Here is a 12,359-nt window from a genome sequence, read left to right on the forward strand (position 1 = left end):
GTGGATCAGGCGGGCAGGCCGCTGATCGCCTTCATTTCCATGAAGTCCTTGAGGCCATAGAGCCCGCCTTCACGGCCATTGCCCGATTGCTTGTAGCCGCCAAACGGCGCACCCGGCGTCGGGCCCCAGTTGTTGATTGCCACCATGCCGGCCCGCAGGGCAGGGGCCACTTCCGCAGCCTTGGCCGGATCACCGGTGATGCAGGCAGAAAGGCCATAGGCGGTGTCGTTGGCAATCTCGATAGCCTGTTCGAGATCGTCGTAGGTCATGATCGTGGCAACGGGACCGAAGATCTCTTCCTGCGCGATGCGCATGTCCGGTGTCACGCCTGAAAACACCGTCGGCTTGATGTAGTAGCCGCGATTGACGTTGGACGGCAGGTCGGGACCACCGGTCTCCAGCTTGGCGCCCTCGTCGATGGCGGATTGAATCAGTCCGCGGATCTTGTCGAACTGTGCCTTGTTCACCACCGGGCCGAGATGCTGGCCTTCCTGCAGAGGATCGCCAACGGGCGTCGCGGCATACATTGCCGAAACGAACGCTGCAGCTTCGGCCTCGCGCTCCTTGGGCACAAGGATGCGGGTCGGCGAAATGCAGGATTGGCCCGAGTTGACCAGCGGACCGGAAGCCGTCGACGGCAAGTGCTTGGCAAAGTCCGCATCGGGCAGGACAAGGTTTGGTGACTTGCCGCCCAATTCCTGATGGACGCGCTTCACTGTGTCAGCAGCGGCCTTGGCGACAAGAATGCCCGCGCGGGTCGAACCCGTGAAGCTGACCATGTCGATACCGGGGTGCGAACTGATCGCCGTGCCAACGCCCGGTCCATTACCCTGAACGAGGTTGAAGACGCCAGGCGGAACGCCTGCCGCATCAAGGATCTCGGCAAAAATCGCCGCATTGGTCGGGCACTCTTCGGAAGGCTTGAGGATCATCGTGTTGCCAGCAGCCAGTGCAGGTGCGACCTTCAGTGCGATCTGGTTGAGAGGCCAGTTCCAGGGCGTGATCATCCCGACAACGCCGATCGGCTCGTAAGCGACCTTGTAGGCGCCGTTGTCTTCCATGAAGTTGAAGTTCTTGAGCGCGGCCATCGTGCCCAGGAATCCGCCGATACCGGCACCGACCTGAGCCGTGCCGGCGAAGCTCACCGGGGCGCCCATTTCCTCGGCCATGGCGACCGCAAGTTCCGGCGCACGTTTCTTGAACTCGGCGACGATGCGATCCATCAGGGCGAGGCGCTCTTCACGAGTGGTCTTGCTGAAGGTCTTGAACGCACGCTGGGCAGCGGCCACAGCCTTGTCGACATCGGCCTGCGTGCCAAGCGTAATGGCGCAGACGGGTTCTTCGGTTGCCGGGTTGATCACTTCGTGGCGCGTACCACCTTCGCTATCGACCCATTTGCCATCGATGTAGTGCTGCAGCCTCTCGCGCATTGCCGTCTCTCCCGAAGTGAGTGCGCCGAACCGACCGTCCGGCCCTTTGCCTTCGGAAAAGTAGGTGCGTGCGTTGCATTCCGCAACCGGTCAGGCCTGCCGGATCATGTCATATTGCCGCGTCAAATCCGGCGCCCGCGAAAGAGGTGGACCAGTCCGATCAGGATGGCGATGACCAGAACGACATGGATGAAGGCTGCGGTAACCTTGAAGGCAAACACGCCCAGCGCCCAAAGGACAAAGAGAATCAAGGCAAGAGTGAGAAGCATGTGACGATCTCCGCTGCGTTCCTCCCGCCCGCGCACGTCTGATTTCTCAATCCGCCAATTCCTTCGGGGTTCCGGATATCTGTTCAGATTGCATCTACGAATACGAACATCCGGATTGATAACGATTTCTTCGGAAGCGGCCTCTAGACAAGGCCGGATGGGGACGGGACCTACCCTCAGTCGCGCCGCGTCGCGGCACCACCGCACCGGGGCACGCGGCGCCGTATGGATCGTCGTGGGCACGTTTCTTGCGCTTGTGGCGCTGACAACCGCACTGGTTGCGGCTTTCGTCAATTCGACCAGCATTGCCGATGTTTTCACCCGCCAGGAGGAGCAGCGGCTGGTCCATCGCTTTCTCGAGCGGAGCGAGCGACAGATCATGGAAGCCGATCGGCTTCAGATCACGTGGGACGATGCCGTCGTGAAGCTCAACGCGCCCGACGCAGAGGGATGGGCGCGCAACTATCTGGCCGGCTACTTCTGGGGCAGCCACCGCATCGACCGCATCTACCATGTCAGGTTCGATGGCACGCTGGTGCGCTGCTGGAAGGGCGGCAAGATCATACAAGAGTGCCGCTACAACCAGATCGGGGGAAAGGTTGCAGACCTGATCCGGCAATCCCTGAAGGACGATCCGGGATCGGAGAAAGTCGGCGAATGGCGGAAATTGGGTGATGTACGCTGGCCGTACAGTGCGAAGGGTCTGCCTGTTGGCCGTGCTGCAGCTTCGATGGACAATTTCGACGGTAAGCCGGCGCTGATAGCGGCGGCGTCGATAGTGCCGGACGTGACTGCTTCGTTGCTCAAGGGACCGCCCGATTACATCGTCCTCGTACGCTACGTCGACGCGCGCATGATTGCCGATTTGCAGTCTGCGCTGTTGCTCAACGATGTCCGGTTCGATCAGGCGCCTGATGCAGACGAGAAGCGCAACTCGCTCGCGGTCACGAACCTGAGCGGAGAGCGCATCGGATGGTTCTCGTGGATTGCAAAGCCACCGGGCCCGGCGATCCTGCGCCAGACGGCACCGCTGCTGGCAGTCTATATCCTCTTCTTCATGGGTGTCGTGGCCGGTGGAGCGATCATCGTCCGCCGGATGCGGCGGACGACCAGCGAACTCATTGCCAGTGAAGCGCAGGCTCAACACAATGCCTTGCACGATGCGATGTCGGGATTGCCGAACCGCGCCCATTTCATGCAGAGGCTGCGACAGGAATTGTCTGCCTGCATCGAGCGGCCTGAGCTCGGCGACGTCTTCATCGCCTATCTGGATATCGACCGTTTCAAGGTGGTGAATGATACGCTGGGTCACCATGTCGGCGATGAACTGGTCCGGCAGGTCGCCCTGCGCCTGCGTCGTTCGCTTCCACCCGGCGATTTCCTTTCGCGCTTCGGGGGGGACGAATTCGTGCTGTTGCGGCGCTCCACAGGCGGGCGCGCTGCGGCCGACATGCTCGGGCGGCAACTGATGGCGCTGGCCCTCGAGCCTTTCGTGATTTCGGGCAACAATCTCGAAGTCAGCCTGTCTTGCGGGATAAGCTGGGGGCCGGAGCAGAGCGAAGACCCGGGCGAGCTGCTGCGTCGCGCCGACATCGCGCTATATCGGGCGAAACAGCGGGGCCGGGCGCGCTATCGCCGGTTTACTCGCGACATGGATGCTTCGGTCAAGCTGCGGCGCGACATGGAGATGGAGCTGCGCCGCGCGATCAATCGCGATGAGCTGGCCCTGGCCTATCAGCCGATCGTCAATGCCGCGGACGGTGCCGTGGAGGGCTTCGAGGCGCTATTGCGCTGGACACATCCCGAGCGCGGGCCGATCCGTCCCGGCCTGTTCGTGCCGATTGCAGAGCAGGCGGGACTGATGATGCCGCTGGGGCAATGGGTCCTGCGCCGTGTCTTCGAGGATTGCCGCGACTGGCCGGATTGCGACATCTCGGTAAACCTCTCGCCGCTGCAGATCATGGCGAGCGACTTCCTGCCGGAAATCGACCGACTGGTGCGCGAAACCGGCGCCGATCCGCGCCGGTTCGTGCTCGAGGTGACCGAGGGGGTGATGCTGGATCGCAGCGAGCACGTGGTCGACGTGCTCAAGGGTTTGAAATATCGCGGTTTCCGCATTGCTCTCGACGATTTCGGGATCGGCTACTCATCGCTGAGCTATCTTCGCTCGTTCCAGTTTGACCGGATCAAGATCGACCGCTCGTTCGTGCAGAACATCGAAGCCGATCTTGATGCCCATTCGATTCTGCGTGCAATCGTTTCGCTCGGGCACACCTTGCGCATGAAAGTCGTCGCCGAGGGCGTTGAAACCCCGATGCAGCGCGCGCTGGTGCAGGCTGCCGGATGCCAGATGATCCAGGGCCACCTGTTCTGGCAGGCCATGCCTTTGCACGAAGCGCGTGCCCTGCTGGAGCCAGCAGCAATGGAAAAGCGCCGAACTGCCTGATCAGGTGTTGGGCTCGCCGCGTATCTGTTTGATGTACTTGAGCTCGTTGGCGGCTGCAGGGCTGTCAGGCTGATAGGTCAGGGATTCGTTGAAAAGGGTCTCTGCCTCGTCGAGCTGGCCCATCTCGATCTTGTTGAAGCCCATGCCGCGCAGCGCTCGTGCCTTGTATAATGCGCGCTGGCCGTCCGGTGCTGTCTCAGCCGACCTCAACGCTTCTTCGAACAAGCCGAAGGAACGCTTCCAGTCCTTCTGGGCCTTGAACCATTCCGCCAGCTCGTTGGTGTAGTGCGCATTGAGCGGCGCACGGTCATGCGCCAGCTGCAGCCACGGCAGCGCTTCGCGTCCACGGCCGAGATCGATCAGCGCATAGCCCTTGTAGAAATATCCGTCGCACCATGCGGGGCCGACGATCGTGAGCTCCATCGTGACTTCGGCATCGTTCTTCTTCGCCAGTGCTTCGGCCTGTTCCTGCGATTCGGCGCATGCGTGGGCGCGCTTTGCCTGGCGGACATTGAACGCAGCGATCAGCTCATCAGCCTTGTCGATGGCCGAGGCAGGTTTGCCTGCAACGATGTCATTGAAGATGGCCGAGGAAAGCTGCTCGACCTGTGCGTCGGTCATCGAATCGGCCGCTGCGGCGGGCGTCGCGATCAGGCAAACTGCCGAGGCGATGATGGTACGGCGGAACGGCATGGGCAGCTCTCCCTTTCTGGGAAGAGTGCAGTGCCGCCGCTGAACTTGCAAATGCAATTCCCGCCTCGACGGCGGCAATCTCTTTTCGGGTTCAGGGGAGGTCAGCCCTTGGCCGAGGTGGCTTTCGTCGCGTCTGCCGTCATGGTGCGGGGATAGATGAAACCGTGGGCCGGGCTGGCGCGCAGGCCGACCGACTTTGTCGGAGCGTACCACACGCGCACTTCGCTCCAGTCGCCAGCGGCCGAAACGTCAACCGCCATTACGCCCTTTTCGACCATGCCCGGGCCGGACCAGTTCGCGTGGTCGATCAGGATGTGGCGGTCATCGACGACCTTGCGGACAACGGCAACGTGTCCGTAGGGCATTGCACGCGTGCCGCTGAAGGCGAGGACGGCGCCGGCTTTTGGCTGCTGGCCACGGTCATAGGTGCCCGCAGCATTGCTCCACCAGTCACGGGCATTGCCGCTGATCTGAACGTCGGAAATCTGGCGGGCGTAGGTCACGCACTGGAGGCGGGCCTGGGCAGCGGTCGGCAGAGCGACGACTGCGAAGAATGCCAGGAATGCTGCGACCGCGTTCTTTATCATGGGCAGCATCACTAAGGATTTCGGCGGATTCGAGGAGTCCTGCGCCCTTCCGTTCATCCTGCCGCAATCGCAGCTCGTCTCGCTTCGTCGCAAAGAGTTCGTGCGCTGTGGATAAAATCACAAACTCGTGCGTTTCCCGCTGAAGGCGGTGCTTCAAACCAAAAGGGCGCCCGGTTTCCCGGACGCCCCTTCGTATCTTCGCCGATCGTGTGGATCAGAGCGAGTAGTACATGTCGAACTCGACGGCCGACGGCGTGGTTTCCCAGCGCATCACTTCCGGCCACTTCAGTTCGATGTAGGCTTCGATCTGGTCCTTGGTGAACACGCCACCCTGGAGCAGGAAGTCGTGGTCGGCTTCGAGGCTTTCCAGCGCTTCACGCAGGCTGCCGCACACGGTCGGAACCTGGGCGAGCTCTGCCGGCGGCAGGTCGTACAGGTTCTTGTCCATGGCTTCGCCCGGGTGGATCTTGTTCTTGATCCCGTCGAGGCCGGCCATGAGCAGTGCCGAGTAGCACAGGTAAGGGTTGGCCATCGCGTCGGGGAAGCGGAACTCGACGCGCTTCGCCTTGGCACCGGCGCCATAGGGGATGCGGCACGAGGCCGAACGGTTGCGGGCCGAGTAGGCCAGCAGAACGGGGGCTTCATAGCCCGGCACCAGACGCTTGTAGCTGTTGGTGGTCGGGTTGGTGAAGGCGTTGAGCGCCTTGGCGTGCTTGATGACGCCGCCGATGAAGTACAGGCACATTTCCGACAGGCCAGCATAGCCGTTGCCGGCGAAGAGCGGCTTGCCAGCTTCCCAGATCGAGATGTGGGTGTGCATGCCCGAGCCGTTGTCGGTCTTGATCGGCTTCGGCATGAACGTCGCGGTCTTGCCATAGGCATGGGCGACCTGCTGCACGACGTACTTGTAGACCTGCATGCGGTCGGCGGTCTGGACCAAGGTGCCGAAGGTCAGGCCGAGTTCGTGCTGGGCCGAGGCCACTTCGTGGTGATGCTTGTCGCAGGGCAGGCCCATCTCGATCATGGTGCGGACCATTTCGCCACGGATGTCGACGCAGCTGTCGACCGGAGCGACCGGGAAGTAGCCACCCTTGGCGCGCGGACGGTGGGCGAGGTTGCCGCCTTCGTAGTCCTTGTTCGAGTTGGTTGGCAGCTCGATGTCATCGATGCGGAAGCCGTTGCCGTCGTAGCCGTCGTAGAACTTCACGTCGTCGAACAGGAAGAACTCGGCTTCCGGACCGACGTAGACAGTGTCGCCGAAACCGGCCGACTTGACGAAGGCTTCTGCGCGCTTGGCGGTCGAACGCGGGTCACGGCCATAGAGTTCGCCGGTCGAAGGTTCGACGATGTCGCAGTTGATGATCAGCATCGGCGAGGCCGAGAACGGATCGACATAGACCGAGTCGAGGTCGGGCTTAAGGATCATGTCCGACTCGTTGATGGCCTTCCAGCCTTCGATCGACGAACCGTCGAACATCAGGCCGTCTTCCAGTTCGTCTTCGCCGAGAACGGTCGAGACCATGGTCAGGTGCTGCCACTTGCCCTTCGGGTCAGTGAAGCGCAGGTCGACCCATTCGATTTCCTCGTCCTTGATGCGGGCGAGGATGTCCTTTGCAGTTGCCATCGCTGGTCCTTCTTCTTCATTGCCTCCGGTGGAGAGCTCCGGAGGGTATCTGGGGTGGTTGTCGTCTGGAGGCTTGCCCGTCCACAGGCCCACCCCCGCTATGCTGCCCGGCGGGTCAGGCCCGCCGCGGCATCAAACTTGTCTTGTCGTTCTGATCAGATAGCGTCGTCGTTGCGCTCACCGGTACGGATGCGCAGGGCGCTCTCGATCGGGATCACGAAGATCTTGCCATCGCCGATGCGGCCGGTCTGTGCTGCGGCAGCGATCGCTTCGACCACGCGGTCGACCAGCGCATCGCCAACCACGACCTCGAGCTTCACCTTGGGCAGGAAATCGACGACGTATTCGGCACCGCGATAGAGCTCGGTGTGGCCCTTCTGGCGGCCGAAGCCCTTCGCTTCGGTCACGGTGATGCCCGATACGCCAATCTCGTGCAGCGCTTCCTTCACTTCATCGAGCTTGAAGGGCTTGATGATCGCTTCGACCTTTTTCACGTCGTTCAGACCCCTGCAACGCGGGCCGGACCGCCAAGGTCGGCGTTCCGGCAATTTATCCCGTGTGTGGCAACGACGTTACAAGAATCGTGCCACGCGCTGAGGGCAAGCACTAGGCTATCGCGCTGCAACGCGAAAGCCGTAAAATCAGGGGCTCGGCAAGATTTGAATCGAATGCGCAAGGCTTCCATGCGCAAGATTGCGCAGCATTGTTCAAATCATGCACATTTTTTACGCAGGCGCTGCCTTATTTTTGGGCAGGCTCCATATCGTCAAGCTGCGTAAGGCGGCTTGTGCAAGCCTTTCGGACTTGCGGTAAAGATCTCGCAGCCGTTCTCGGTAATGCCGATAGAATGCTCGAACTGGGCCGAGAGCGAGCGGTCTCGCGTCACGGCCGTCCAGCCATCGTCGAGGATCTTCACGCCCGGCTTGCCCAGGTTGATCATCGGCTCGATCGTGAAGAACATGCCGGGCTTCAGCTCCGGCCCGGTCCCGGCGCGCGCGGCGTGGACAACTTCCGGAGCGTCGTGGAAGAGCCGGCCCAGGCCATGACCGCAGAATTCCCGCACCACGCCGTAACGCTGTTTCTCGGCATGGGCCTGGATCGCCGCGCCAATGTCGCCAAGCCGCGCACCGGGCTTTGCCTGCTCGATGCCGATCATCAGGCACTCGTAGGTGACGTCGACCAGGCGCTTTGCCTTCAATGGCACGTCGCCGACGAGGTACATCCGGCTCGTGTCGCCGTGCCAGCCATCCAGCAGGGGCGTGACGTCGATATTGACGATGTCACCGTCCTTCAGCGTCTTGTCCGAAGGGATGCCGTGGCAGACCACGTGGTTGATCGAGATGCAGCACGAATGGGTATAGCCCCGATAGCCAAGCGTCGCCGGCACGGCGCCGCCATCGAGTGTCATCTTCCGCACCACATCATCAAGGTAGTCGGTCCGCACGCCGGGCACCACCAGGGGGGCCAGCGCATCGAGGATCTCGGCCGCAAGCCGGCCGGCCTTGCGCATGCCATCGAAGCCCGCGGGGCCGTGGAGCTTGATCGTGCCGTCGCGCAGCAAAACGTCGTGGTCTTCAACAGTCAGATATTCGGTCATGCTGTCCATGTAGCGACAAAACCGGCAAATTGCGAGAACCGGACTAAGGGCATTTCATCTTGCGACGAACGCCGGCTTGAACTCGGGCCTGACCGCATCGAGCACCTTCTGCGTCACCGGGAGGGTCACTTCATAGTCCCCCTCGGCATAGGGACCTGCAGCATAAGGCGCGACGAGAATGCCGATCCGGTCGAACGCCTTGCCGTTCGAGGAGCCGAGGATCACGGTCTGCTCGGTGGGATCGATGCAGTCGCTGAACTCCGGGATATCTCCCCTGCCTGAACCAGAGCGCTTCCTGGCGCGCTGGCGATCGAGCTCCTCGCAGAACCGCGCCCGGATCGCCCCGCGCAGCGCCTCCTTCGATGTGAACAGGTCCACCGGCGCACGGCGCTTGGCGGCGATCCTGTCCCACAGCACCGTGTCGTAAACGTAGTTCGGGTGTGCCCCGCCGCTGTAGAATCCGACCAGCGTCGAAAGGCTGATCCAGGCCGGCAAGTCGGTGACTACCTTCCATTCGACGGTATGCGTATAGGGATTGTACGGAAAGCCGCTCTCCTTTGCCGCCTTGCGTCCTTCGGTCGCCTGCGCCTTGAGGTCGCGGCGCGCTTCTTCCAGTTCATTGTCGAGCAGTGCCTTCAGTTCCGGCACCGCCCCCGCGGCCGCCGGATAGGAATAGTCGAATTCATAAAGCTCGTTCTTCTCGTGCACCTCGCGCGCGGTGACCGGCGTCTGTACAGGCGGCTCCGGCGGCATCGGCGCGGCGACGGGAGCATTGGTGCTCGGCGCCGGGGCAGGGGGCTTCTCGCCCGAACAGGCGGCCAGTAGCACCAGCGGGGTCAAAAACAGCACACGCATCAGGCAATTTCCTCTCGCAACGTGCCGCGCTCTGCGGCATGTCCTTGTGCAGCATGACCGACAGACAAGCACTGATCCAGCCCGATCGCGGCCAGCCGGCAACGGCGCTCCACCTCGTCGACAAGGCAACGCTGCCCGACTTTCTCAAAGGGCTTAACGCCGGACAGCGCGCTGCCCTTTCCGCGCAGAAGTTCGAAGGCGGCGGATACGAGCACGCGATTGTCCCCGATGGCGACGCATGGTTCGCCGTGGCGGGCGTCGCCAATATCGATGACCTGTCCTCGTGGTGCATGGCCAAGCTCGCCGACGTACTCCCCGGCGGTACCTATCGCCGCGCAGGAGGGGAGCCCGGCAAGGCGCTCCACGGCTGGATCACCGGCCAGTACCGCTTCGACCGCTACCGCAAGGACGCGAAGGACGCCGAACCGCGAATCCTGCTGACCAAGGACGTTGCGCTGATCGAGCCCGCGATTGCCGAGGCAACGGCCGTCCTCATGGTCCGTGACCTCGTCAATACGCCCGCCGAGGACATGGGGCCGCTGCAGCTTGAAGCCGAGGCCCGCGCGCTGGCCAAGCGCCACCATGCCGAAGTCCACGTTGTCTCGGGCGATGCGCTCGAGCACGACTACCCGATGGTCCACGCCGTCGGCCGTGCCGCGGCGCGCAGCCATGCTCCGCGCCTGATCGAAATGACGTGGGGCGATGCCAGGCACCCGCGCGTCGCCATCGTCGGCAAGGGGGTTTGCTTCGATTCGGGCGGGCTCGACATCAAGCCTTCCTCCGGCATGGCGCTGATGAAGAAGGACATGGGCGGGGCGGCTCACGCGCTGGCCCTGGCCGGTCTGATCATGACGATGGGCTTGAAGGTCCGGCTGCACGTGCTTGTTCCTGCAGTCGAAAACGCGATCTCCGGCAACGCGTTCCGTCCCGGCGATATCCTCCGGTCACGCGCCGGGCTTTCGGTCGAGATCACAAATACCGACGCCGAGGGGCGGCTCGTGCTCGGCGACGCGCTGACTCGCGCTACTGAAATGAAGCCCGAACTCGTCATCGACTTCGCGACCTTGACCGGCGCAGCCCGTGTCGCGCTGGGGCCGGACCTCCCGGCGATGTTCGCGCGGCAATGTCCAACTGCCACCCAACTCCTCGAGGCAGGGCGGCAACTCGACGACCCTTGCTGGCAACTCCCCCTGCATGAAGGCTACCGCGAGTACCTCAAATCCGACGTTGCCGACCTGCAGAATTCGCCGGCCAATGGATTTGCGGGCGCGAGTGTCGCCGCACTGTTCCTTGACCGATTTGTCGGCGAGGGGATCGACTGGGTGCATTTCGATACCTTCGCCTGGCGCCCTGTTGGAAAGCCCGGCCGACCCAAAGGCGGCGATGCCCTGGGGTTGCGTGCGGCGTGGGGGCTGCTCAAGGCGCGCTACGGCTGAGGGGGCGGGCAAGTGCACCATAGCTTGCCTGATGACGCGAGCGCCGCTAATCGCCCGGCTTTCCTGCTGCGGGGAACCCCTGAATTGACCGTCGAAGCCATGCCTCTTTCCACCGAACTGCCCACCGGCCAGCTCCAGCTTTCCCGCGCTGCTGACCGTTCGGACAAGCCGCACCTGCCGGTGCGCGGCGATCTTGCGCATATCGGGCTCGCCGGAAAATACTTCGTGCCGCACTACGCGGTGCCGATGGCGCATGGCGTGAAGGCCGAAACGGCGCTGCGTGCTGCGGGCAAGCAGGATGGGGCGGAATTGCGCGCCCTGGTGGCCGGCGAAGTGTTCGATGTTCTCGACATGGCAGGAGGCTGGGCCTGGGGGCAGGCGAAATCCGATCTGCTCGTCGGCTATGTCGAGATGAGCCAGTTGGAGGCCTGCGCATGACCACATCGGTCTTCATCGACGGTGCTGCGGGCACCACCGGCCTCGAAATCGCCGAGCGGCTTGCCGGGCGCAGCGAATTCGCCATGATCGCACTCGATGATGCCCGCCGCAAGGACGATGCCGCGCGCGCCGAAGCGATCAATGACGCCGACGTGGTGATCCTGTGCCTGCCAGATGACGCTGCGCGCGATGCCGTGGCGATGATCCGCAATGACCGGACAAAGGTGATCGACGCTTCGACCGCACATCGCGTGGCGGACGGCTGGACTTACGGATTCCCTGAAATCGTCGGCCGCGAGACCGTCGCTGAATCGAAGCGGGTGTCAAATCCGGGATGCTATCCGACGGGGTTCATCGGCCTGCTCGCCCCGCTTGTTCACAACGGCCTGCTGCCCGCCGCCTGGCCATACAGCTGCAATGCGGTCACCGGTTATTCGGGTGGCGGCAAGGCGCTGATCGGCCGCTTCGAGGCTGAGGCCGACATCGCCTGGCGAGGGTACGGCCTGACTTTCGGGCACAAGCACATTCCCGAAATGCAGCGCTACACCGGCACGGCAATCGCCCCGTTGTTCAGCCCGGCGGTGGTCAATGCCCATCGCGGGATGGTCGTCGAGATTCCGCTGCCGCTGGGCGTCATGCCCGGCAACGTGCCAGCCGAGTTGCTGCGCGCTGCTCTCACGCAGTTCTATGACGGCTCGCGAGTGGTGACTGTGGCGCAGGATCTTCCTGCCGACGGCGAGATGCTGCTGCGCGCTGCGATGGAACCATGGGACGGTCTTGCCCTTCACGTCATGGGCAGCGCCGACGGCGAGCAGGCCCGCTTGGTTGCCGTACTGGACAACTTGGGCAAGGGCGCCAGTGGCGCGGCAGTGCAATCGCTGAACCTGATGGCCGGCCTCGACGAAACCGCAGGCCTGCGCCTCTAATTCCATTAGCGCCGACTTCCAAAAACGCCTCCGCGAAAGCGGGGGCGTTCTTGCGCGT

General features: G+C 63.0%; 12 protein-coding genes. 4 read left to right on the plus strand and 8 right to left on the minus strand.

The genetic code is table 11. The features are described 5' to 3' along the window. Window positions 1-5: 5 nt before the first annotated feature. Window positions 6-1,430 (minus strand): aldehyde dehydrogenase family protein, encoded by a 1,425-nt coding sequence (locus tag AC1Q5P_RS02295; protein WP_427466927.1) that lies wholly within the window; start codon window positions 1,428-1,430, stop codon window positions 6-8. Between the two features lie 122 nt (window positions 1,431-1,552). Next, window positions 1,553-1,699, minus strand: a complete 147-nt coding sequence (locus tag AC1Q5P_RS02300; RefSeq protein WP_118073370.1) for a lmo0937 family membrane protein — start codon at window positions 1,697-1,699, stop codon at window positions 1,553-1,555. A gap of 235 nt (window positions 1,700-1,934) precedes the next feature. On the opposite strand from AC1Q5P_RS02300, the gene AC1Q5P_RS02305 reads away from it, so the two are divergent. Then, window positions 1,935-4,145, plus strand: a complete 2,211-nt coding sequence (locus tag AC1Q5P_RS02305) for a bifunctional diguanylate cyclase/phosphodiesterase (protein ID WP_492518043.1) — start codon at window positions 1,935-1,937, stop codon at window positions 4,143-4,145. Here AC1Q5P_RS02305 and AC1Q5P_RS02310 read toward each other — a convergent pair whose 3' ends face one another. The 6 genes from AC1Q5P_RS02310 to AC1Q5P_RS02335 form a co-directional block, all read right to left on the minus strand. After that, window positions 4,146-4,838: a tetratricopeptide repeat protein gene (locus AC1Q5P_RS02310; protein WP_052242332.1), complete on the minus strand. Its 693-nt coding sequence runs from the start codon at window positions 4,836-4,838 to the stop codon at window positions 4,146-4,148. Between the two features lie 101 nt (window positions 4,839-4,939). After that, a complete protein-coding gene (locus AC1Q5P_RS02315; protein WP_039334400.1) occupies window positions 4,940-5,425 on the minus strand; it encodes a CHAP domain-containing protein in 486 nt (161 codons plus the stop codon). A gap of 214 nt (window positions 5,426-5,639) precedes the next feature. Further along, entirely contained in the window at window positions 5,640-7,049 is a 1,410-nt protein-coding gene (glnA, locus tag AC1Q5P_RS02320; RefSeq protein WP_039334175.1) for a type I glutamate--ammonia ligase, read from the minus strand. A gap of 155 nt (window positions 7,050-7,204) precedes the next feature. Then, window positions 7,205-7,543: a P-II family nitrogen regulator gene (locus AC1Q5P_RS02325; RefSeq protein WP_039334174.1), complete on the minus strand. Its 339-nt coding sequence runs from the start codon at window positions 7,541-7,543 to the stop codon at window positions 7,205-7,207. A 272-nt stretch (window positions 7,544-7,815) separates the two neighbouring features. Next, on the minus strand, window positions 7,816-8,646 hold the full coding sequence (gene map / locus AC1Q5P_RS02330; RefSeq protein WP_492518044.1) for a type I methionyl aminopeptidase: 831 nt from the start codon (window positions 8,644-8,646) through the stop codon (window positions 7,816-7,818). A 54-nt stretch (window positions 8,647-8,700) separates the two neighbouring features. Next, window positions 8,701-9,501 (minus strand): DUF4163 domain-containing protein, encoded by an 801-nt coding sequence (locus AC1Q5P_RS02335; RefSeq protein ID WP_492518045.1) that lies wholly within the window; start codon window positions 9,499-9,501, stop codon window positions 8,701-8,703. A 53-nt stretch (window positions 9,502-9,554) separates the two neighbouring features. On the opposite strand from AC1Q5P_RS02335, the gene AC1Q5P_RS02340 reads away from it, so the two are divergent. The 3 genes from AC1Q5P_RS02340 to argC all read left to right on the plus strand — a co-directional run bounded on the left by AC1Q5P_RS02340 (window position 9,555) and on the right by argC (window position 12,301). Beyond that, window positions 9,555-10,937 carry a leucyl aminopeptidase family protein gene (locus tag AC1Q5P_RS02340; RefSeq protein ID WP_039334399.1) on the plus strand — a complete coding sequence of 461 codons (1,383 nt, stop codon included), beginning with the start codon at window positions 9,555-9,557 and terminating at the stop codon, window positions 10,935-10,937. Window positions 10,938-11,021: 84 nt separating this feature from the next. Next, a complete protein-coding gene (locus tag AC1Q5P_RS02345; protein ID WP_230487677.1) occupies window positions 11,022-11,375 on the plus strand; it encodes an SH3 domain-containing protein in 354 nt (117 codons plus the stop codon). Then, on the plus strand, window positions 11,372-12,301 hold the full coding sequence (gene argC / locus AC1Q5P_RS02350; RefSeq protein ID WP_039334170.1) for an N-acetyl-gamma-glutamyl-phosphate reductase: 930 nt from the start codon (window positions 11,372-11,374) through the stop codon (window positions 12,299-12,301). The genes AC1Q5P_RS02345 and argC overlap by 4 nt, the downstream gene beginning before the upstream one ends. The last annotated feature ends 58 nt before the right edge of the window (window positions 12,302-12,359 follow it).

It is taken from the genome of Novosphingobium sp. GW835-FHT14H07 (assembly GCF_058793515.1).